Raw genomic sequence first — 20,485 nt, forward strand, 5'->3', positions numbered from 1 at the left:
TGTGTCAGCGTGGCGGCCACGCTCACGTTCAGCGTGAGGAAATCCGCCCGCTCACGGCACGACGACGACGACCTCGCCCGGCACCGGCGGCGTCGCGAGCGCGCCCGGCGCGTCGTCGAGCCCGATCCGCCGGGTCGCGAGCGCGGCGACGTCGAGGCGGCCGCTCGCGACCAGTTCCATCAGCCGCGGATAGTCGGCGGCGGCCATGCCGTGGCTGCCGAGCAGGTGGAGCTCGCGGGCGATGACCTCGGGCACCGGCACGGTCGGCTCGCTCGCCAGCAGCCCGACCTGCACGAGCGTGCCCTGCGTGCGCAGCGCACGGACCCCGAGCGCGAGCGAGTCGGCGCGCCCGGCCGCCTCGACGGCCACCCGCGCGCCGCCGCCCCCGAGCGCGTCGCGCAGGCCGTCGGGCCCGAGCGACGGGTCGAGCGCCGCCTGCGCGCCCAGCGCGAGGGCCCGCCGGCGCGCCTCCGGCGCCGGGTCCACGACGACGGCCTCGGCGTCCAGCGCGCGGGCGACCAGCACCGCGGCGAGTCCCACCCCGCCGGCGCCCAGGACCAGGAGGCGCTCCCCGGCGCGCAGACCGCCGCGGTCGACGACGGCGCGGAACGCGGTGGCCACCCGGCACCCGAGCAGCGCCGCGGCGCCGGCGTCGAGGTCGTCGGGCACCGCGACGAGGTTGGTGTCGGCGTGGCGCAGGGCCACGAGCTCGGCGAACGACCCGTCGTGCGTGAACCCGGGCTGCTCCTGGTCCGGGCAGACCTGCGCCTGGCCCGCCGCGCACGCCGCGCAGCGCCCGCAGCCCTGGACGAACGGGGTGATGACGCGGTCGCCGGGGCGGGCGCCGCGCACCTCGGCGCCGACCGCCACGACCCGCCCGACGAGCTCGTGCCCCGGGACGAACGGCGTGACGACCCCGGCATCGTGCCCGCGCCAGGCGAAGCGGTCGCTCGCGCAGAGCCCGGTGGCCTCGACGGCCACGACGACGCCGTCGGGCGCCGGGACCGGGTCGGGCCGGTCGACGACGGTCGGTTCGACCCCGAACTCCTCGATCACCACGGCGCGCACGGGTCGAGTCTCCCCCCGCGTCCGGTTCGGCACGGTCCCGGCGATGATGACCGGGTGACGTCCTCCCGCCCGCCGGCGCGCCGCGCGCGCGCCGGCGCGACCGCGGAGGACGACGACGCGCCGACGGGGCCGATCCGGGTCGAGCGCGATCGAGCGGGCGGATTTTCTGACGTTCAACGTCAGCGTGGACGCCAGGCTGACAAACCCACCGGTCGGCGGCGGCGCGCGGACCCGCCGGCGCCGAGCGGGCACGGCCACGGGCACGGGCACGGCGGCGGGGACCTCGAGGGCGTGTCCGGGCGCCGGGTCCGGTGGGTGCTCGCGGCGCTGCTGGCGCCGTGCGCGCTCGCGGTGCTCGTCGGGCTGGTGGTGCTCGCGCCGTCGCCGGGCGAGTACGCGCAGGTCGCCGCGGGCGCCGCGACCGGGCAGGGCGCGCCGGGCCTCGGCTCGCAGACCCCCGTCGACGCCGAGGTCGTCCGCGCGGCCGGCGAGTCCGACTGCACCGACCCCAACCTGCCCTCCCCCGGTCCCGGCGAGGGCTGCGTGGCCGTGACGCTGCGGCTCGGCGAGGGCCCGGCCGCCGGCAGCACGATCGTCAGCCTCGCCCCGGCCACCCCCGGCTCGCCGCGGTTCGCCGTCGGCGACCCGGTGGTGCTCGGCTGGGCGGGCGGCGACCCCGCCGACCCCCTGACCTACACGATCGTCGACTTCCAGCGCGGCCCGCCGCTGCTCGTGCTCGGCGGCGCGTTCGCGCTCGCGGTGCTGCTGCTGGGGCGCTGGCAGGGCCTCGCCGCCCTGGTCGCGCTCGGCGTGACCCTGGGCGTGCTGGCGCTGTTCGTCCTGCCGGCGCTGGCGACGGGGTCCTCGCCCGTCCCGGTGGCGCTCACCGCGTCGGGGCTGATCGTGGGCGTGGTCCTCCCGCTGACCCACGGCGTCTCGGCGCGCACGGCCACCGCAGCTCTGGGCACGCTCGCGAGCCTCGGGCTCATCGGCGTGCTCGCGGTGCTGTTCGCCGCGACCTCGCGGCTGACCGGGCTCGGTGAGGAGGCCTCGGAGCTCGCCGGGGTGCTCGGGCCGGGGCTGGACCTGCGCGGGCTGCTGCTCGCCGGCGTGATCATCGGCGCGCTCGGGGTGCTCGACGACGTCACCGTCACCCAGACCAGCGCCGTCTGGGAGCTGCACCGCGCTGACCCGGCCACGCGGCTCGCCGACCTCTATGGTGCCGCCATGCGCGTCGGCCGTGATCACGTCGCTTCGGCGGTGAACACGCTCGTGCTCGCCTACGCCGGGGCGGCGCTGCCCCTGTTGCTGCTGTTCGCCCTGGCGGGGCGGGGTCTCGGCGACCTGCTGACCGCCGAGGACGTGGCGCAGGAGGTCGTGCGGACCCTGGTCGGCAGCATCGGGCTCGTCGCCTCGGTGCCGCTGACCACGGTCCTCGCCGCCGTCGTCGTCCGCGCCGTCCGCAGTAGCAGCACCGAGTCCCGGGGTGAGCCCGCATGAGCCGACCCGCCCTCCCGCGCTCCGTCGAGAGCCCTCCGAGCGGCGTCCTCGACACCGCGCGCGCCCTCGTCGTCGCGTCGACCCGCACGGCCGTCGAGCTCACGCTGCACGGCCCGGCGATCGTGCGCGGCATCGCCGACATCGCCACCCAGGGCGCGCGCAGCACCGCCGACCTGAGCCCGCTCGTCGCCGACGCGCTGCGGGCCGTGCCTCGGCTGGTGTCGTCGCTCGAGCAGCTGCTCCCCGTCGCGTCCGGGCTGCAGCACACGCTCGACGAGCTCGCGCCCGACCTGACCCGCCTGTCCTACGCGACCGACGCGCTCGACCGCCTCGCCGGCGCCGTCGACGACCTCCACGCCCTCGCCCGCGCGGTGCCGACCCTCGAGCGGATCGCCGGCGCCGCGCCCGCCCTCGACCGCCTCGCCGACGCCGCCCCCGCGCTGACGCGCCTCGGCGACGCCACCGACGACCTCCACGCCCTGGCCGGGGCGGTGCCGGCGCTGGAGGCGATCGCCGGCGCGGCGCCCGCGATCACCGCCCTCACCGAGGCGGTGCCGGCGCTGCAGCAGATCGGCGAGGCCCGCGGCGACATCGCCACGCTCGCCGAGGCCGTGCCCGCCCTCCAGCAGATCGGCGAGGCCCGCGGCGACATCGCCGCCCTCGCCGGCGCGGTGCCCGCGCTGCAGGCGATCGCGGGGGCCGCCCCCGACATCCACAGGCTCAGCGAGGCCGTGCCCGCGCTGCAGGCGATCGCCGGGGCCGCCCCCGACATCCACACGCTCAGCGAGGCCGTGCCCGCCCTCCAGCAGATCGGCGAGGCCCGCGGGGACATCGCGGCCCTCGCCGGCGCGGTCCCGGCGCTCCGGCAGCTCGGCGAGGCGGCACCGATGCTCGAGCAGCTGGCGGGCGCCGCGCCGGCGCTGCAGCAGCTCGGCGAGGCCGCACCGCACCTCGAGGAGCTCGCCGGCGCGGTCCCGACCCTCCAGCGCATCGCCGGCGCCGTCGACGACCTCGGGACGCTCGCCGGCGCGACCGGCTCCGTCGCGCAGATCGCCCACGGCGTGCCCGCGGTGGGTCGTCTCGCCGACGCCGTGCCCACCGTCGCGGCCCTCGCCGACGCCGTCCCGACCATCGCCCGGCTGGCCGAGGCGGTGCCGACGATCGCGGCGCTGGCCGAGGCGGTCGACGACCTGCACGCCCTCACCCGCAGCCTCGACGACCTGCACTCGCTCGCCGACGCCGCCCCCGCGCTGACGCAGATCGCGGGTGCGGTGGACCACGTGCAGACGCTCGCCCGGCACGCCGACACGACCTTCCCCGACGTCCCCGCGCGTTTGAGCACGCTGGACACCTCGCTGACGACGGCGGCCGGCGAGCTGCAGAAGGTCAGCCCGGACCTGCGCACCCTCGCCGGGCGCATCGACAACCTCGACGAGGAGATCAAGGTCCTCGCGGACGCCCTCGCCCCGCTGCAGGGCACCACCGAACGCCTCGGGCGCCTCGTCGACCGCCTCCCCGCGGGCCGCAAGGGGCGGTCGGGCGAGTAGCGCGACGCCCTACGCAGCGAACGACGCCCTCGCTGCGTCGGAGGGCAGCGAGGGCGTCGTTCGCTCGTCACGGGTGGGACCGCGACGCTGTGGGGTTACGAGCAGGCCGGGGGCTCGTGCCCGCCGTCGTCGGGCTGCTCCTGGTCGTCGGGCTGCTCGTGGCCGCCGTCGCTCGGCTGCTCGTGCCCGCCGTTGTCGGGCTTCTCGTGGCCCTGGTCCTCGTGGCCGCCGTTGGTGCCGCCGTCCTCGTGGCCGCCGTTCTCGTGGCCGTCCTCGCCCCACTCACCGCCGCCGGGGTGGGCCGGGGTGGTCGGCTCCTCGCAGGGCTTCGTGGTCGGCAGCGTCGGCACCTCGGGCTTCGTGAGCTCGAAGTCGTAGATCGTGCTCGGCGTGCTGACCAGGTCGACCGCCGCGTCGAGGCCCGGGTTGCCGCTGCCCTGGTTGATGATCACGCCGGTGACGACGATGTTCGGCTGCGCCGTGGTGAAGTCCGAGAGCGGCTTGGTGGCGTTGCACCGCCGCTCGTCCTCGGTGATGACGCCCGGGATCGGCTGCGTCGAGCACCAGCGGCCCGCTCCGGCCTGGTAGCGGTGCCAGACTCCGGCCTCGGTGCTGTCCGTGGTGGGGTTGTAGACCGGCTCGTACCCGAGCGTCGAGAAGCCACCGGGGGTGTCCAGCCCGTTGTAGTCGACCTCGAGCTGGAGGCTCGGGAACTGGACCGGGACGGTCGCAGCGCCCTGGTACGCCGAATAGGCGGCGGTCGGGATGAACGCCGCGAGCGGCTTGCCGGCGTCCTCGCGGCTCACGATCGAGGCCTTCGCCGTGCCGTCGGGCGTCTGCAGGCGCAGGGACGCCTCGCCGCCGCCGGTGGGTGCGCCGAACTCGTCGTCGACCTCGGCGGTGCCCGGAGCACGCGTGTCGAGCGTCTTGAACGGCAACAGATCCGGCAGCACGTACGTCGTCCCGACCACGGGCGCCGGTACCGGCAGCACCGGGTCCGCGTTGCTCGTCCCGACCATCGCGGCCGCGCCGCCGCCCACGATCAGGGCCCCGGCTGCCGCCAGCGCGGCCACCCCCCGACGTCCGAGCTTTGCCCTGTGAAGACCCATGCGTGTGGTGTCCTTCCGCCCCTTGGATGACGTGGCCACCAGCGGTGACCACGATCAGGTAACGAAAAGCACACAGAGGGGTGACGGACGGATTCATCCGAATGGTGGCTCTAGATCAGCCGTTGGGACGCCGACAGGACGAGCGGTCAGCCCGCGGCGGGCGGGAGAGCCGCCCCCGTGTCCTTGAGCTCGACGCCCGAGAGCTGCCGGCGGAAGGACTCGGTGAGCAACGCGGCGAGCACCTCGGCCGCCGCGTCGTAGGTCAGGCCGTCGGGCGGGCGGATGTTGGAGACGCAGTTGCGCTCCGAGTCGACGCGCCCCGGCCGCGGGCCGAACGTCAGGTACGCGCCGAGGGAGTCGGGCGCGGACATCCCGGGCCTTTCGCCGATGAGCACGAGCACCATCGACGCGCCGAGCGCCGCGGCGATCTCGTCGCCCAACGCCACGCGCGCCTGCTCGGCCACCACGACCGGCGCCACCGCCCACCCCTCCAGCCGCGGCACGAGGGCGTCGACGACCGCGGCGGCGTGCTCGTGCACCGCCGTCGCCGAGAGCCCGTCGGCCACGACCACCGCGAGGTCGAACTCCCCGGACGACAGCCCGTGATCGGAGGACAGCCGCCGCCCCAGGTCCGGACGCTGCAGGTACTCCGTGCGGTCGGCGACCTGCGAGCGCACCACCGGCCCCGCCCGCTCCCCCAGCGCGGCGACGACCGCGTCGGCGTCGAGCGGCGTGTGGACGGCGTCGCGGGCCTGAGCGTGGGCCGCGGCGAGGCGCAGGTTCTCGGCCGTCGACAGCCCGTCGCCGGCGCGTCCGAGCCCCACTCGCGCGCGGGTGGCGGCGCGGAGCGTCTCCCAGGGATCGGCGCTCACGACATCAGCGCCCGGATCGGCTCCGGCACCAGCTGCGGCACGCGCCCGGCGTCGTCGAGCAGCCCTACCGAGCCCAGCCACGCCTCGAACTCCGGCGCGGGTCGCAGCCCGAGGGTCTGGCGGACCTGCAGCACGTCCTGGAACGACAGCGACTGGTAGTTGAGCATGATGTCGTCGCCGCCCGGCACCGTGATCACGAACCCGCACCCGGCGGCGCCGAGCGTGAGCAGCAGGGTGTCGGTGTCGTCGGCGTCGGCCTCGGCGTGGTTGGTGTAGCAGACGTCGACGCCCATCGGGACGCCGAGCAGCTTGCCGCAGAGGTGGTCCTCGAGCCCGGCGCGCAGGATCTGCTTGCCGTCGTAGAGGTACTCGGGGCCGATGAAGCCGACGACGGTGTTGACCAGCAGCGGGTCGAACGCCCGGCACACCGCGTAGGCCCGCGCCTCGAGCGTCTGCTCGTCGACGCCGTGGTGCGCGTCCGCCGACAGCGCCGAGCCCTGCCCGGTCTCGAAGTACGTCACGTTGTCGCCGACGGTGCCGCGGTGCAGCTCGGAAGCGGCGGCGTGGGCCTCGCGGAGCTGGTCCAGCGTCACCCCGAAGCCCCGGTTCGCCGCCTGGGTGCCGGCGACGGACTGGAACACCAGGTCGACCGGCGCACCCTGCTCCAGGAGCTCGAGGGTCGTCGTGACGTGGGTGAGCACGCAGGACTGGATGGGCGCGTCGAGACGCCGGCGGGCGTCGTCGACGAGCTCGAGCAGCGCCAGCACCGTCGAGGGCCGGTCGGTGGCCGGGTTGATGCCGACGACCGCGTCGCCCGCGCCGTGCAGCAGCCCGTCGACGAGCGAGGCGGTGATGCCGACGGCGTCGTCGGTCGGGTGGTTGGGCTGCAGGCGGGTCGCGAGCCGTCCCTCGAGGCCGATCGTGGTGCGCAGCCCGGTGACGACGCGGGTCTTGCGGGCGACCGCGACGAGGTCGCCGACGCGCATCAGCTTGCTGGCCGCGGCCACCATCTCCGGGGTCAGGCCGGGCGCGAGCGCGCTCAGCGTGGCGGTGTCCGCCTCCCAGGACAGCAGCCAGTCGCGGAACCCGCCGACGGTCAGCGAGCGCACCGGGGCGAACGCGTCGGCGTCGTGCGAGTCCATGATCAGGCGGGTGACGTCGTCGTCCTCGTAGGGCACGACGGCCTCGTCGAGGAAGTGCTGGAGCGGGAGATCGGCGAGCACCGTCTGGGCGGCGACCCGCTCCGCCGCCGACTCCGCCGCCACGCCGGCGAGCACGTCGCCGGAGCGCAGCGGGGTGGACCTCGCGAGCAGGTCGCGCAGGTCGGCGAACCGGTACGAGTGCCCGCCCAGCGTCGTCGTCCAGCTCATTCGAGCTCCTCCTCGGCCTTCGCGAGCGCGGCGAACTCCTCGTCGGGCGCGGCCGCGACGAGGTGGTGCCGCGAGTAGAACCCGAACCAGGCCATGAGTACCGCGAACGCCCCCAGCGCGCACAGGGCCGCGACGACGTCGACGAGGAACGTCGCCACGACCGCGGCGAGCGCCAGGACCAGAGCGACGCCGGTGGTGATCCGCCCGCCCGGCGTGCGGTAGGGCCGCTCCAGCTCCGGGTGGCGGGCCCGCAGCACCTGGTGGGCGACCATCATGAGGACGTAGGACAGGGTCGCGCCGAAGACGGCCAGGTTGATCAGGATGTCGCCGTTGCCGGTGGCGGCGAGCACGAAGCCGATGATCGCGGGCACGACCAGCGCGAGGGTCGGGGCCTTGCGGCGGTTGGTCTTCGACAGCGCGCGGGGCAGGTAGCCCGCCCGCGAGAGCGCGAACGTCTGCCGCGAGTAGGCGTAGATGATCGAGAAGAAGCTCGCGACGAGACCCAGCAGGCCGATGTAGTTCACGGTCGTCGAGAGCCAGGAGGGTCCGCCGAGCCCGACCTCGAGGGCGCTGACCAGTGGGTTCTCGCTCTCCGACAGTGCCTGCGCGCCCTGGGCGCCGGGGGCGAGCAGCAGCACGGCCGTCGCCGAGACGACCAGCACGGCCATCGCGACGATGATGCCGCGCGGCACGGCCCGGACCGGGTCGCGCGCCTCCTCGGCGGCCAGCGGGACGCCCTCGACGGCGAGGAAGAACCAGATCGCGAACGGGAAGCTCGCCCACACCCCGACGATGCCGAACGGCAGGAACGGCGACGCGCCGGCCGCGTCGGTGGGCGCGATGTCGAAGAGGTTGGCGGCGTCGAACGCGGCGATCCCGCCGATCGCGAACAGGACCAGCCCGACCATCGCGATCGCGGCGATGACGAAGCAGGCCTTGAGGGCCTCGCCGACGCCGAGCAGGTGGATGCCGACGAAGATCACGTAGCAGGCGAGGTAGACCCACCAGCCGTCGGTGATCCCGAACAGCCCGAGCGACTCGACGTAGCCGCCGATGAACGTGGCGATCGCGGCCGGGGCGACCGCGTACTCGAGCAGGATCGCCGCGCCGGTCGCGAAGCCGCCCCACGGGCCCATGGCCACGCGGGCGAACGTGTAGCCGCCGCCCGCGGCCGGGAGCGCGGAGGACATCTCGGCGAGGCCGAGGACCATGCACGTGTACATGACGGCCATGAGGACCGCGGCGACGGCGAGGCCGCCCCAGCCGCCCTGGGCGAGCCCGAAGTGCCAGCCGGCGTAGTCGCCGGACACCACGTACGCGACGCCCAGCCCGGCCAGGAGCACCCAGCTCGCCGACCCGGCCTTGAGCTGGCGGGCAGCGAGGTAGTCGCTGCCCGCTCCGCGAGTGGAGTCCACCTGATCCGCCATCCGCGTCCCCTTCCGCTCCCCACCGGACGCCATAGCGTGAGCCCGCTGTGAAGTGAGTGGGTGACGATCGGGTGACGATCGCCGACTGCATGTGAGCGAACGTTGGTGCCATAGCCCCGAAGTCCGCTCACATAGGCCGTTCAGACCAAGTTCGTCCGGCACTGGTTGAGCAGGGTGCGCAGGGCGGCGCGCTGGTCGGGGTCGAGGCCGGTGACCATCCGTTCCTCGACCTCCGCCGCGCCCGGCGCCACGTTGGCGAGCAGCACCCGACCCTCCTCGGAGAGCCCGATGAGCACCCGACGCTTGTGGGTCGGGTCCGGGGTGCGCGTGATCCAGCGGCCGCGCTCGAGGGCGGCGAGCAGGTCCCCCATCGCCTGCGGGCTGACGAAGGCGTTGCGCGCCAGGTCGGCGCCCGTCTGCCCCTCGCGGCGGGCGAGGACGGTCAGCGCCGTCCACTGCGGCACGGTGATGCCGGTCGTGCGCAGGAGGTCGTCGAGGCGGGCGCGGACCGCGAGCTCGACCTGCTTGACCGCGTAGAGCAGCGACGGGCCGTCGCTGGTCCGTCCGGGTCCCTGAACCGCCACCGTCGTTCCCCCTCGTCCCCTACCGTCGGCGCCCGAGCGGCCCTAGTCTCAAGGTTCCTGATAACGAAGGAGCATCATGAGCGCGACGTCACGCGGCGCCATGGTCCCGCGTCCGGGACGAGCCCGGTGAGCGACCTCCCGCCGTCCCTGGTCCTCGACCGCGACGGGCCGGTCGCCGTCCTGCGCCTCGCCCGTCCGGCCAAGCGCAACGCCCTCGACGACGCCACGGTCCTCGGGCTCGAGGCCTTCTTCACCGCGCCGCCCGACGACGTGCGCGCCGTGGTCCTCGACGCCGAGGGCGAGCACTTCAGCGCCGGCCTCGACCTCGCCGAGCTCGGCGCGACCGACGCCGTCGAGGGCATGGAGCACTCCCGGTTCTGGCACCGCGCCTTCACGCGCATGGAGCAGGGCCGCCTGCCCGTCGTCAGCGTGCTCAAGGGCGCGGTCGTCGGCGGCGGCCTGGAGCTCGCCGCCGCCACCCACGTCCGCGTCGCCGAGCCCAGCGCCTTCTACGCCCTGCCCGAGCCCCGCCACGGGCTGTTCGTCGGCGGGGGCGGCTCGGTGCGCATCCCGCGCCTCGTCGGGGTGCCGCGGATGACCGACATGATGCTGACCGGCCGCGTCCTCGACGCCGACGAGGGCCAGCAGCTGGGGATCTCCACCTACCTCACCGACCCCGGCGGCGGCTTCCCGAAGGCCCTCGAGCTGGCCCACCGCGCCGCGCAGAACCCGCCGATCAGCAACTACGCCGTCCTGCAGGCGCTGCCGCGCATCGCCGCGGCGCGCGACGAGGACGGCCTGTTCCTGGAGTCGCTCATGGCGGCGATCTCGTCGAGCAGCGCCGAGGCCCAGGACCGGATGAGCGCGTTCCTCGACGGGCGCGCGGGCAAGGTCCGCTGATGGGCGCGCCGCCGGAGGGCACCGTCACCGCCGCGTTCGTCGACTGGCTCGCCCGCGAGCGCGACCTGCGCTTCGATGACTACGACGCCCTGCAGCGCTGGTCGGTCACCGACCTCGATGGCTTCTGGTCGGCGATCGCGGCGTTCTTCGGGGTGCCGTTCCACGAGGCCGCGCGCACCGTCCTCGAGGAGCGCGTCATGCCCGGCGCGGTCTGGTTCCCGGGCGCGACGCTGAACTACGCCGAGCGTGCCGTCGAGGGGCCCGCCGGGACCGCCGACGACGACACCGCGCTGCTGGCGTACTCGCAGACCCGGGAGCACCAGCGCTGGACCCGCGGCGAGCTGCGCGACGCCGTCGCCCGCGCCCGGGCGGGCCTGCAGCGCCTGGGTGTGCGGCGCGGCGACCGCGTCGTCGCCTACGCCCCGAACATCCCCGAGACCGTGATCGCCCACCTCGCCGCCGCGAGCCTCGGCGCGGTGTGGGCGTCGTGCGCGCCGGAGTTCGGCGCGCGCAGCGTCGTCGACCGCTTCGCCCAGATCGAGCCGACGGTCCTGCTCGCGGTCGGCGGCTACGTCTTCGGCGACAAGCCCATCGACCGCACCGACGAGGTCGCCGCCGTGCGCGCCGCCCTGCCGACCCTGCACCACGTCGTCGAGGTCCCCTACGGTCCGGGCACCGTCCCCGACGCGACGCCGTGGTCCGCGCTCGTCGGCACCCCCGCCGCGCCGGCCTACGACCCGGTGCCCTTCGACCACCCGCTGGTCGTGCTCTTCTCCTCGGGCACCACGGGGCCGCCGAAGGCGATCGTCCACGGGCACGGCGGCATCACCGTCGAGCACCTCAAGAACCACGGCCTCGCATGGGACGTCCGGCCCGGCGACCGCATGCTCTGGTTCACCACCACGGCCTGGATGATGTGGAACGCGCTGGTCAGCGGCCTGCTGCACGGCGCCGCGCTGATCCTCGTCGACGGCAACCCGCTGCACCCCGACCTCGGCTGGCAGTGGCGCGTCGCCGCCGACGCCCGCGCCACGCACTTCGGGGCCTCGCCGGGCTTCCTCATGGCGTGCCGCGCCGAGGGCATCCACCCCGCGCGCGACCAGGATCTCGCGCCGCTGCGCCAGATCTGCGTGGCCGGGAGCCCGCTGCCGCCCGAGGGCTACCGGTGGGTGGCCGCCGAGTTCGGGCCGGGCGTCCTGCTGCTCGTGGGCAGCGGCGGCACCGACGTCTGCACCGGGATCGTCCAGGGCGGCCCGTGGCAGGAGGTGGTCGAGGGCGAGATCTCCGGGCGCGAGCTCGGCGTCGACACCGCCGCGTTCGACGAGGACGGGAACGAGGTCGTCGGCGAGCGCGGCGAGCTGGTCATCCGCTCGCCCATGCCGTCGATGCCGCTGTTCTTCTGGGGTGACGACGCCGCCGGCACCCGCCTGCGCGCGACGTACTACGACGTCTACCCCGGCGTGTGGCGCCACGGCGACTGGGTCCGGTTCGCGCCGGGCGGGTCGGTCGTGGTGTCCGGGCGCTCGGACGCGACGCTGAACCGGGGCGGCGTCCGGCTCGGGACCGCCGAGTTCTACACCGTGGTCGAGGAGATGCCCGAGGTCGCCGACAGCCTCGTCGTGCACCTCGAGGCCTCCGACGAGCTCGTGCTGTTCGTGGTGCCCGCGCCGGGCCGGCGCATCGACGAGGCCCGCATCCGCGCCGAGCTCCGCGCCGCGCTCTCCCCGCGCCACGTCCCGGACCGGATCCACGAGATCGCCGCCGTGCCCCGCACCCGGACCGGCAAGAAGCTCGAGGTGCCGGCCAAGCGGATCCTGCTCGGCGCCGACCCGGACACCGTTGCCTCGCGCGACTCGCTGGTCGACCCGACCGCGCTGGAGCCGTTCGTGGGATACGCCCGATGAAGATCGCGGTGATCGGGACCGGGGTGATCGGCGAGAGCTGGATCCGGCTCTTCCTCGCCCACGGCCACGACGTCGTCGCCGTCGACCCCGCCCCGGGACCGCTCCCCGACGGGGTGACCGTCACCGACGACCCCGCCGAGGCCGTCGCCGGCGCCGACTTCGTCCAGGAGAACGGGCCCGAGCGCCTCGACGTCAAGCACGAACTGCTCGCCGTCCTCGACGCCGCGGCCCGGCCCGACGTCGTCATCGCCAGCAGCTCCTCGACGCTGCGCCCCACCGACCTCGCCCGCGGCGCGCCGCACCACCCCGAGCGCGTGCTCGTCGGGCACCCGTTCAACCCGCCGCACCTCGTCCCGCTGGTCGAGGTCGTGCCCGGCGAGGCGACGTCGGAGGCGGCCGTCGACGCGGCCATGGCCTTCTACGCCGGGGTCGGCCGCACGCCCCTGCGCCTGCACGCCGAGCTCCCGGGCCACCTCGCCAACCGCCTCCAGGCCGCCCTGTGGCGCGAGGCGTACTCGCTGGTCGAGCGGGGTGTCGCGACCGTCGCCGACATCGACACCGCGATCACCGAGGGCCCCGGCCTGCGGTGGGCCGGCGTGGGGCCGATCGCCGGCCAGCACCTCTCCGGCGGCGCCGGCGGGCTCCGGCACGTCCTCGAGCACCTCGGACCGGGCACCGAGGCGCTGTGGGCCGACCTCGGGTCGCCGACGATGACCCCGGAGCTCGTCGACCGCCTCGTCACGCAGGTCGCGGGCACCGACACCGACGCCCTCCTCGCCCGCCGCGACGCGGTGATCCGGGCCGTCCTGACCGCCAGGGAGCAGTGATGGATCTCGACGCGCTCACCGCCATCGACGTCCACACCCACGTCGAGCAGGACGCCCACGGGTGCTTCGCGCTGACCGACGAGCTGCTCGACGCCTCGGCGCAGTACTTCCGCAGCGACCAGGACCGCACGCCCACGGTCGAGGCGATCGCCACGCACTACCGGGAACGATCGATGGCCGCGGTCGTCTTCACCGTCGACGCGCCCGCCGCGACCGGGCACCCGCCGCTGTCGAGCGAGGAGATCGTCGAGCGCGCGGCGGCGTTCCCCGACGTGCTCATCCCCTTCGGGTCGGTGGACCCGCACGGCGGGCGGGCGGCGGTCGCCCGGGTCCGGCGGCTCGTCGAGCAGGGGGCCCGCGGGTTCAAGTTCCACCCCACGCTGCAGGGGTTCGAGCCGAACGACCGGGCGTTCTACCCGCTCTACGCGGCCATCGCCGAGGCCGGCGTGCCCGCGCTCTTCCACACCGGGCAGACCGGGATCGGCGCCGGCCTGCCCGGCGGCGCGGGGCTGAAGCTGCGCTACTCCGACCCGATGCTGCTCGACGACGTCGCCGCCGACTTCCCCGAGCTCACGATGATCTTCGCGCACCCCTCGGTGCCGTGGCAGGACGCGGCGATCTCGATCGCGGGGCACAAGGCGAACGTGTACATCGACCTCTCGGGCTGGGCGCCGAAGTACTTCCCGCCCCAGCTGGTCCGGGCCGCGTCGCGCCAGCTGCGCGAGAAGGTCCTCTTCGGGTCGGACTTCCCCGTCATCACGCCGGACCGCTGGCTGCGGGACTTCGCGGATCTGGACATCCCCGACGACGTCCGGCCGGCGATCCTCAAGGACAACGCCGCGAGGGTGCTCGGCCTGGCCTGACCTCGCCCGACGGCAGCGAACGGGCGGTTCGCTGCCTCTACGCGTCCGAACTCCCCGTTCGCTCCGGTCACATCTGCGGGCTCCCGCGGGTCTCCACGTCGACGACCCCGCACCGACCCGACAGGGAGCCCACCATGGACGTCCGCACCCTCACCTACCGCGCTTCGACCGGCGTCACCGCGTTCGTCCTGCTCTCGGGCGGGGTGGCCGACCTGCTCGGCGCGGAGTGGGCCGTCGCCGGGATCGTGGCGCTGGGCTTCCCGGCCTACCTCGCCACGATCCTGGGCGTCTGGAAGATCCTCGGTGCCGTCGCGATCACGGTGCCCGGCTACCCGCGGCTCAAGGAGTGGGCCTACGCCGGCACGGTCTTCGACCTCAGCGGCGCCTTCGTGTCCCACCTCGTGTCGGGGAGCCCGTGGTTCCACCTCGCGACGACCTCGACCCTGCTCGCCGTCGCCGTCGCCTCGTGGGCGACCCGCCCGGTCTCGCGGCGGCTCGTCACCGCCGTGACGCCGGCGCGAGAGTCCGTCGCCGTCTAGCCCTCGTGCAGCGCCCGGTCCACCGCGGCCGCCGCGTCGTCCAGGGCGACCGCGGTCTGGCTGCCGTCGGCGAGGTCCTTGACCTGGATCTCGCCGGCCTCCAGGTCGCGGTCGCCGAGCACGAGCGCGAAGCGGGCGCCGGACCGGTCCGCGGCCTTCATCGCGCCCTTGAGGCCGCGGTTGCCGTAGGCCAGGTCGGCGCGGATGCCCGCCCGCCGCAGGGACCCGACGATGCCGACGAGGCGCTCCTTCGCGGCGTCGCCCAGCGGCACCCCGAAGACCTCCACGCGCCCGGCGGCGTCGTGGCCGGCCTCCTCGACACGGCACGCGAGCAGCGCACGGTCGACGCCGAGACCGAAGCCGACCCCGGACAGCGCCTGCCCGCCGAGCTCGGCCATGAGCCCGTCGTAGCGCCCGCCGCCGCCGATGCCCGACTGCGAGCCGAGGCCGTCGTGGACGAACTCGAAGGTCGTCTTCGTGTAGTAGTCGAGCCCGCGCACCATCCACGGGTTCTCGACGTAGGCGACGCCGAGGTCGTCGAGGTAGCGCTTCACCGCCGCGTGGTGCGCGGCCGCCTCGTCGGAGAGGTGGTCGATCATCAGCGGCGCGCCGTCGAGCTGGGCGCGGACCTCGGGGCGCTTGTCGTCGAGCACCCGCAGCGGGTTGATGCGGGCGCGCTCGCGGGTGGCCTCGTCGAGGTCGAGCTTCTCGAGGAAGCGGGTCAGCTCGGCGCGGTACTGCGGCCGCGTGGTCGCGTCGCCGAGGCTCGTGATCTCCAACCGGTAGCCGCGCAGCCCGAGGGCGCGGAACCCGGCATCGGCGACGGCGAGGACCTCGGCGTCGAGCGCGGGGTCGTCGACGCCGATCGCCTCGACGCCGACCTGCTGCAGCTGGCGGAAGCGGCCGGCCTGCGGGCGCTCGTAGCGGAAGAACGGCCCGGTGTAGCGCAGCTTGACCGGCAGCCCGCCCCGGTCGAGCCCGTGCTCGATGACGGAACGGACGACGCCCGCCGTGCCCTCGGGGCGCAGGGTCACCGACCGGCCGCCGCGGTCGTCGAACGAGTACATCTCCTTGGAGACGACGTCGGTCGACTCGCCCACGCCGCGGGCGTAGAGCGCGGTGTCCTCGAAGACCGGCAGCTCGATGTGCGCGTAGCCGGCGCGGTCGGCCTCGCGGACCAGGGTGTCGCGGACCGTCGTGAACTCCGGCCCGACGTACTCCGGGATGCCCTTGGGCGCGGCGAAGCCGCCGGCCGGGACCGACGCGCTCACAGGTGACGCCCGGGCGCGCTCGTCAGGCCCTGCACGAACGGGTTGGACGCGCGCTCCTGGCCGACGGTCGTCATCGGCCCGTGGCCGGGCAGGACGGCGGTCTCCTCGGGCAGCGAGAGGATCTTGTCGCGGAGCGAGGCCATCATCTCGTCGGTGTCGCCGCCGGGCAGGTCGGTGCGCCCGATGCCGCCCTGGAAGAGCGTGTCACCGGCCAGCAGGAACGGCTGGCCCTCCTCGGTGGCCGAGCGGAACACGACCGAGCCGCGGGTGTGGCCCGGGGTGTGGTCGACGGTGAGGCGCAGCCCGGCGAGCTCGAGCTCGGCGCCGTCGGCGAGCACCTCGACCGAGCGCGGCTCGCGGAACTCCAGCCCCGGGTACATCGCGGCGATCTGCTGGCCCATCGGCCCGACCGAGCCGAGCGGGTCGGCGAGCATGTGCCGGTCCTCGGGGTGGATCCAGGCGGGGATGTCGTCGCCGTCGCACACCGGCGTCACCGACCACATGTGGTCCATGTGCCCGTGGGTGAGCAGCACCGCCACGGGCGTCAGCTTGTGACGCGCGAGCACCTCGCGCAGCCCCTCCTCGGCGTCCTGGCCCGGGTCCACCACGACGGCGGACTCCCCGGGGCCGGGAGCGACCACGTAGCAGTTGGTCTGGAACACCCCGGCCGCGAAGGCCTCGACCAGCACGTCCTCGTCCTCCTCAGCGGAATCGGCGACCCGGCCAGCGTAGTCGAGACCCTCACGAGGACCGTCCGGCGCGGTTCCTACGATGTCGGCCGTGCCGACGAACGAGCAGCGCCGGAAGGCCGCCAAGCGCAAGCTGGAACGCCAGATCGAACGGCGGGCCGAGCGCTCCCGACGCCGGCGCCAGCGGCTGACCCTGATCTCGGTGGTGGCGGTCGTCGCGGTCCTCGCCGTCGGCGCGGGGGTCTACTTCGTGGTGACGGGGTCCGACGAGCCCACACCGGAGGCCGCACCCCCCTCGACCTGCACGTACAACCCGTCGGAGCCGGCCTCCAAGCCGAACACGCCGCCCGACGGGAACCCGCCGACGACCGGCATCGTCGACGTCACCCTGCAGACCTCCCAGGGCGCGATCCCCCTGGTGCTCGACCGCGCGTCGGCGCCCTGCGCGGTCAACGCCGTGGTCAGCCTCGCGTCGCAGGGCTTCTACGACGACACCCCGTGCCCGCGGCTCGTCACCAGCGCGGGCAGCCTGCAGGTGCTCCAGTGCGGCGACCCGACGGGCTCCGGCTCCGGCGGCCCCGGCTACCAGTACGCCGAGGAGCCCCCGCAGGGCCTGCCGCCGTTCCCGGGCGCCGAGGGCCAGGCCTCGACCTACGCCCGCGGCCTGATCGCCATGGCCAAGAGCAGCCAGCCCGGGACCACCGGCAGCCAGTTCTTCCTCGTCTACGGCGACTCGGCGCTCCCGCCGGAGTACTCGGTGATCGGCCGGATCGGCGGCGACGGGCTCGGCGTGCTCGACCGGATCGCCCAGGGCGGCGACGACGGCTCCAACCAGGCCGGCGGCGGCGCCCCGCGGACCCCGGTGCAGATCCAGCGCGCGGTCGTCGCGGCGCCGCCCGCACCCTGACCGCCCAGACCCTGACCGGCAGCGGACCGGCAGCGCCCTGACAGCGGGGCGCGCCACCGTCGGGCCACACCCCGACGACAGGACCGCACCATGGCCACCTTCCCCGGCTCCGCCGGCACCGTCTTCCACGACCGCTGGCTGCCGCAGACCCCGGTCCGCGGCACCGTCGTCCTGCTGCACGGTTACGGCGAGCACCTCGGTCTGTACGACGCCCTCGCGCGCCGGCTCGCGGCGCAAGGGCAGGCCGTCCACGCCCTCGACGCCGTCGGGCACGGGCGGAGCGACGGCGAGCGCGCGCTCATCGCGTCGTGGGACCTGCTGGTCGACGACGCGCGGACGCTCGCGGGGATCGCGTGCGCCGAGGACCCCGGCGTGCCGCTGACCCTGATCGGCCACTCCGGCGGGGCGCTCGCCGCGCTCCTGCTGGCGCTGCGGTCCCCCGGGATCGCGGACGCGCTCGTGCTCTCGGGCGCGCCGATACGGTCGCAGGAGTGGATCCACGAGTGGCTCGCGCTCGGCGAGGCGGAGCTGCCCGTCGACGACCCCCGGGACCTGCTGAGCACGCACCCGGAGTACGTCGACGCCCTGCTCCACGACCCGCTGACCCACCACGGCGGCTTCCGGCGGGACACGCTGCAGGCCGTCGCGGACACCTGGCCGGAGGTCGCCGCCGGGCTCGCCGCCGGGCGGCCCGCCGTCCCGGTCCTGCTGGTGCACGGGGAGGCGGACCCGCTCGTCCCGGTCGAGCACGCCCGGCTGACCGCCGACCAGCTCCCGGACGCCGGGGTCGTGACGTTCCCCGGCGACCTGCACGACGTCCTCAACGAGCACGACCGCGACGCCGTGCACGACGTCGTGGCCGAGTTCGTGGCCCGGGAGCTCGCCGTCACGTGAGCCCACCGTCGGCGCGGAGGTTCGCCCCGGTGAGCCAGCCCGCCTCGGGCCGGCACAGGAGCCCCACGACGTCGGCGACGTCGCGGGGCTCGCCGATCCGGCCCAGCGCGGTCAGGGCTGCGGCGCCGGCGAGGGCCTCGGGCGGGGCGCCGGCGCGCAGGAGGTCGGTGTCGGTGGGCCCGGCGGACACGGTGTTCACGGTGATGCCGCGCCCGCCGAGCTCCCGGGACGCGACGCGGACGATCTGCTCGACCGCGGCCTTGCTCGCGGCGTAGACCGTCTCGCCCGGGCTGGGCCAGGCCGTCCCCACGGTGGAGACGGCGACGATCCGGCCGCCGTCGACCATCCGGGCGGCGGCGTGCTGGACCGCCAGCAGCACGCCACGGGCGTTGACGGGCATGACCCGGTCCCACGTCGCGACATCCACCGCGGCGAGGGGCTGGTGCGCGGCGATCCCGGCGTCGGCGACCAGCACGCCGAGCCCGCGCGCGCCCGCCTCGGCGTAGAAGGCCTGCGCGGCGCCGACCACCGGCCCGAACCCGGCGGGGTCGGCGACGTCGAGGCGGAACGCGCGGGCCGTCCCGCCGTCGGCGCCGATCGCGGCCACGACGTCGGCAGCGGCCCGCTCGTGCTCGACGAAGGTCAGCGCGACCGCGGCGCCGTCACGGGCCAACCGGCGCGCGACCGCGGCGCCGATCCCGCGGGAGCCGCCGGTCACGAGGGCGCCGAGGCCGGCGAGGGGGCGATCCGGAGGTGTCATGGCGCCGACCGTGCCGGGCGTTGCGGAAGGGATCGTTCCGCCACCCGGTCATGCTGGGTCCGTGCCCGACACCGCGTCCCGGCTGCTGCGCCTGCTGACCCTGCTCCAGAGCCGGCCGCGCTGGACGGCCGCGGAGCTCGCCGACCAGCTCGCGGTCAGCACCCGGACGGTGCGGGCGGACGTCGAGCGGGTGCGGGGGCTGGGCTACGACGTCGACGCCACCACCGGCACCGGCGGCGGCTACACGCTGCGCCCCGGCGGGGTGCTCCCGCCCGTGAGCTTCACCGACGACGAGGCGCTCGCCATCGCCGTCGCCCTGCAGACCGTGAGCGCCTCCGGGCTCGCCGACGCCGCCGAGGCTACCGCGAGCGCGGCCGCCAAGCTCGACCGGCTCCTGCCGTCGCACCTGCGCCACCAGGTCGCGACGCTCTCCGCCGTCGCCGACACCGTGGACCCCGCGCGCGACCCCGTTCCCACGGACACCTTCGCCGCCGTCGCCCGGGCCTGCCGCGAGCACGCGACCCTGCGGTGCACCTACCGCGCCCGCGACGGGGCCGCGAGCGAGCGCCGCGTCGAGCCCCACCGCCTGGTCCACGTCAGCGGGCGCTGGTACCTCGTCGGCCACGACCTCGACCGCGACGACTGGCGCAGCTTCCGCCTCGACCGCCTCACCCCGCGCGTCCCCACCGGACCCCGCTTCGTGCCGCGCGAGCCGCCCGAGGGCGGCTGGGAGCGCCTGGTGGTCCGGGGCCGGATGCGCGCGCTGTGGCACCACCGGGCGCGGGTCGTCGTCCACGCCGACGCGGCGACGGTCGCCGCGCGGGTGCCGATCGGGAGCTGGAGCGTCGAGCCGCGGACCGCCGGGACGTGCTGGCTGGACGCCGGCGCCCAGAGCGCGGCCCTGCTCGCGGTCTACCTCGGCGCCCTCGACCTCCCCCTCACGATCGACCCCGGCACCGCGCCGGAACTGCACCGCGCCGCGCGGGAGCTCGCCGACCGGTACGCGGCCGCGACCGGTTCCGATTCGTCCAAGTCATCCGGGTCGACCCCGGCATAGCGTGCCGGCCATGACGACAGACACCCTCGAGCAGGAGCTCGTCGATCTCCTCGACGACTGGGGCCGCGCGATCGTCTCCGACGACGCCGACCGCATCGCCGCGTTCATGGACGACGACTGGGCCATCGTCTCGTGGACGGGCATCACGTCCCGCGACGACTTCCTGGCCGTCGTGCGCTCTGGCGCGCTGGGGCACACGCGGATGGAGGGCGTCGGCGAGCGCCGAGTGCGGGTGCTCGGCGACGTCGCCTGGCTCAGCGTGCGCGTCCTGAGCACCGCGCAGTACGGCGGCCGGGACATCGACGCCGACGAGTGGACCACCGACGTGTTCGCCCGGCGCCCCGACGGCTGGCGGTGCGTGCTGACGCACATCACGCCCGCCGCGGACTGAGCGGGA

At 75.3% G+C, this 20,485-nt stretch carries 20 protein-coding genes; 11 read left to right on the forward strand and 9 right to left on the reverse strand.

Annotated elements, in window-relative coordinates:
• Nucleotides 1-51: 51 nt before the first annotated feature.
• The gene (locus EV188_RS25405) at nucleotides 52-1,068 is read right to left on the reverse strand and encodes an alcohol dehydrogenase catalytic domain-containing protein (protein ID WP_133829126.1); all 1,017 of its coding nucleotides are present in this window, start codon (nucleotides 1,066-1,068) and stop codon (nucleotides 52-54) included.
• Between the two features lie 54 nt (nucleotides 1,069-1,122).
• Between EV188_RS25405 and EV188_RS25410 the strand changes: the two genes are divergently transcribed.
• Nucleotides 1,123-2,568, forward strand: a complete 1,446-nt coding sequence (locus EV188_RS25410; protein WP_243741990.1) for a YibE/F family protein — start codon at nucleotides 1,123-1,125, stop codon at nucleotides 2,566-2,568.
• The gene (locus EV188_RS25415) at nucleotides 2,565-4,115 is read left to right on the forward strand and encodes a hypothetical protein (protein ID WP_133829127.1); all 1,551 of its coding nucleotides are present in this window, start codon (nucleotides 2,565-2,567) and stop codon (nucleotides 4,113-4,115) included. The genes EV188_RS25410 and EV188_RS25415 overlap by 4 nt, the downstream gene beginning before the upstream one ends.
• Before the next feature lie 95 nt (nucleotides 4,116-4,210).
• Here the strand turns inward: EV188_RS25415 and EV188_RS25420 are convergent, their stop codons facing one another.
• The 5 genes from EV188_RS25420 to EV188_RS25440 all read right to left on the reverse strand — a co-directional run bounded on the left by EV188_RS25420 (nucleotide 4,211) and on the right by EV188_RS25440 (nucleotide 9,477).
• Nucleotides 4,211-5,188: a hypothetical protein gene (locus EV188_RS25420; RefSeq protein WP_133829128.1), complete on the reverse strand. Its 978-nt coding sequence runs from the start codon at nucleotides 5,186-5,188 to the stop codon at nucleotides 4,211-4,213.
• A 182-nt stretch (nucleotides 5,189-5,370) separates the two neighbouring features.
• Complete coding sequence (gene eutC, locus EV188_RS25425; RefSeq protein WP_133829129.1) at nucleotides 5,371-6,096, reverse strand: ethanolamine ammonia-lyase subunit EutC; 726 nt, start codon at nucleotides 6,094-6,096, stop codon at nucleotides 5,371-5,373.
• Nucleotides 6,093-7,466, reverse strand: coding sequence for an ethanolamine ammonia-lyase subunit EutB (locus EV188_RS25430; RefSeq protein ID WP_133829130.1), 1,374 nt, complete (start codon nucleotides 7,464-7,466; stop codon nucleotides 6,093-6,095). The genes eutC and EV188_RS25430 overlap by 4 nt, the downstream gene beginning before the upstream one ends.
• Entirely contained in the window at nucleotides 7,463-8,893 is a 1,431-nt protein-coding gene (gene eat, locus EV188_RS25435) for an ethanolamine permease (protein ID WP_133829131.1), read from the reverse strand. Before eat ends, EV188_RS25430 begins: the two co-directional genes overlap by 4 nt.
• A 140-nt stretch (nucleotides 8,894-9,033) precedes the next feature.
• Nucleotides 9,034-9,477 (reverse strand): MarR family winged helix-turn-helix transcriptional regulator, encoded by a 444-nt coding sequence (locus EV188_RS25440; RefSeq protein WP_133829296.1) that lies wholly within the window; start codon nucleotides 9,475-9,477, stop codon nucleotides 9,034-9,036.
• Nucleotides 9,478-9,603: 126 nt separating this feature from the next.
• On the opposite strand from EV188_RS25440, the gene EV188_RS25445 reads away from it, so the two are divergent.
• From EV188_RS25445 to EV188_RS25465, 5 genes are all read left to right on the forward strand, one after another.
• A complete protein-coding gene (locus tag EV188_RS25445; protein WP_243741991.1) occupies nucleotides 9,604-10,377 on the forward strand; it encodes a crotonase/enoyl-CoA hydratase family protein in 774 nt (257 codons plus the stop codon).
• Nucleotides 10,377-12,281, forward strand: coding sequence for an acetoacetate--CoA ligase (locus EV188_RS25450; protein WP_133829132.1), 1,905 nt, complete (start codon nucleotides 10,377-10,379; stop codon nucleotides 12,279-12,281). The genes EV188_RS25445 and EV188_RS25450 overlap by 1 nt, the downstream gene beginning before the upstream one ends.
• A complete protein-coding gene (locus tag EV188_RS25455; protein WP_133829133.1) occupies nucleotides 12,278-13,108 on the forward strand; it encodes a 3-hydroxyacyl-CoA dehydrogenase NAD-binding domain-containing protein in 831 nt (276 codons plus the stop codon). The genes EV188_RS25450 and EV188_RS25455 overlap by 4 nt, the downstream gene beginning before the upstream one ends.
• Nucleotides 13,108-13,971, forward strand: coding sequence for an amidohydrolase family protein (locus tag EV188_RS25460; protein WP_133829134.1), 864 nt, complete (start codon nucleotides 13,108-13,110; stop codon nucleotides 13,969-13,971). The genes EV188_RS25455 and EV188_RS25460 overlap by 1 nt, the downstream gene beginning before the upstream one ends.
• Nucleotides 13,972-14,105: 134 nt before the next feature.
• Complete coding sequence (locus EV188_RS25465; RefSeq protein ID WP_133829135.1) at nucleotides 14,106-14,510, forward strand: DoxX family protein; 405 nt, start codon at nucleotides 14,106-14,108, stop codon at nucleotides 14,508-14,510.
• Here EV188_RS25465 and hisS read toward each other — a convergent pair.
• Nucleotides 14,507-15,781: a histidine--tRNA ligase gene (gene hisS / locus EV188_RS25470; RefSeq protein WP_133829136.1), complete on the reverse strand. Its 1,275-nt coding sequence runs from the start codon at nucleotides 15,779-15,781 to the stop codon at nucleotides 14,507-14,509. The genes EV188_RS25465 and hisS overlap by 4 nt on opposite strands.
• Nucleotides 15,778-16,470: an MBL fold metallo-hydrolase gene (locus tag EV188_RS25475; protein WP_133829137.1), complete on the reverse strand. Its 693-nt coding sequence runs from the start codon at nucleotides 16,468-16,470 to the stop codon at nucleotides 15,778-15,780. Before EV188_RS25475 ends, hisS begins: the two co-directional genes overlap by 4 nt.
• Nucleotides 16,471-16,561: 91 nt before the next feature.
• Here EV188_RS25475 and EV188_RS25480 point away from each other — a divergent pair, with 91 nt between their 5' ends.
• Together EV188_RS25480 and EV188_RS25485 are read left to right on the forward strand one after the other, a co-directional pair.
• Entirely contained in the window at nucleotides 16,562-17,377 is an 816-nt protein-coding gene (locus EV188_RS25480) for a peptidylprolyl isomerase (protein WP_133829138.1), read from the forward strand.
• A 90-nt stretch (nucleotides 17,378-17,467) separates the two neighbouring features.
• Complete coding sequence (locus EV188_RS25485; RefSeq protein WP_133829139.1) at nucleotides 17,468-18,271, forward strand: alpha/beta fold hydrolase; 804 nt, start codon at nucleotides 17,468-17,470, stop codon at nucleotides 18,269-18,271.
• On the opposite strand, the gene EV188_RS25490 is transcribed toward EV188_RS25485, so the two are convergent.
• Nucleotides 18,264-19,031 (reverse strand): SDR family oxidoreductase, encoded by a 768-nt coding sequence (locus EV188_RS25490; RefSeq protein ID WP_133829140.1) that lies wholly within the window; start codon nucleotides 19,029-19,031, stop codon nucleotides 18,264-18,266. The two genes, EV188_RS25485 and EV188_RS25490, sit on opposite strands and share 8 nt — an antisense overlap.
• 61 nt (nucleotides 19,032-19,092) lie before the next feature.
• On the opposite strand from EV188_RS25490, the gene EV188_RS25495 reads away from it, so the two are divergent.
• Complete coding sequence (locus EV188_RS25495) at nucleotides 19,093-20,088, forward strand: helix-turn-helix transcriptional regulator (protein ID WP_133829141.1); 996 nt, start codon at nucleotides 19,093-19,095, stop codon at nucleotides 20,086-20,088.
• 10 nt (nucleotides 20,089-20,098) lie between these two features.
• Nucleotides 20,099-20,479 carry a nuclear transport factor 2 family protein gene (locus EV188_RS25500; RefSeq protein ID WP_133829142.1) on the forward strand — a complete coding sequence of 127 codons (381 nt, stop codon included), beginning with the start codon at nucleotides 20,099-20,101 and terminating at the stop codon, nucleotides 20,477-20,479.
• Nucleotides 20,480-20,485 lie beyond the last annotated feature (6 nt).

It is taken from the genome of Actinomycetospora succinea, from assembly GCF_004363095.1.
Taxonomy (GTDB): Bacteria; Actinomycetota; Actinomycetes; order Mycobacteriales; family Pseudonocardiaceae; genus Actinomycetospora; species Actinomycetospora succinea.

Coding starts and splice junctions, on each gene's coding strand:
- EV188_RS25415 (WP_133829127.1), top strand. CDS start 2,565: ATGAGCCGACCCGCCCTCCCGCGCTCCGTCGAGAGCCCTCCGAGCGGC.
- EV188_RS25430 (WP_133829130.1), bottom strand. CDS start 7,466: ATGAGCTGGACGACGACGCTGGGCGGGCACTCGTACCGGTTCGCCGAC.
- eat (WP_133829131.1), bottom strand. CDS start 8,893: ATGGCGGATCAGGTGGACTCCACTCGCGGAGCGGGCAGCGACTACCTC.
- EV188_RS25450 (WP_133829132.1), top strand. CDS start 10,377: ATGGGCGCGCCGCCGGAGGGCACCGTCACCGCCGCGTTCGTCGACTGG.
- EV188_RS25455 (WP_133829133.1), top strand. CDS start 12,278: ATGAAGATCGCGGTGATCGGGACCGGGGTGATCGGCGAGAGCTGGATC.
- EV188_RS25460 (WP_133829134.1), top strand. CDS start 13,108: ATGGATCTCGACGCGCTCACCGCCATCGACGTCCACACCCACGTCGAG.
- EV188_RS25465 (WP_133829135.1), top strand. CDS start 14,106: ATGGACGTCCGCACCCTCACCTACCGCGCTTCGACCGGCGTCACCGCG.
- EV188_RS25485 (WP_133829139.1), top strand. CDS start 17,468: ATGGCCACCTTCCCCGGCTCCGCCGGCACCGTCTTCCACGACCGCTGG.
- EV188_RS25490 (WP_133829140.1), bottom strand. CDS start 19,031: ATGACACCTCCGGATCGCCCCCTCGCCGGCCTCGGCGCCCTCGTGACC.
- EV188_RS25500 (WP_133829142.1), top strand. CDS start 20,099: ATGACGACAGACACCCTCGAGCAGGAGCTCGTCGATCTCCTCGACGAC.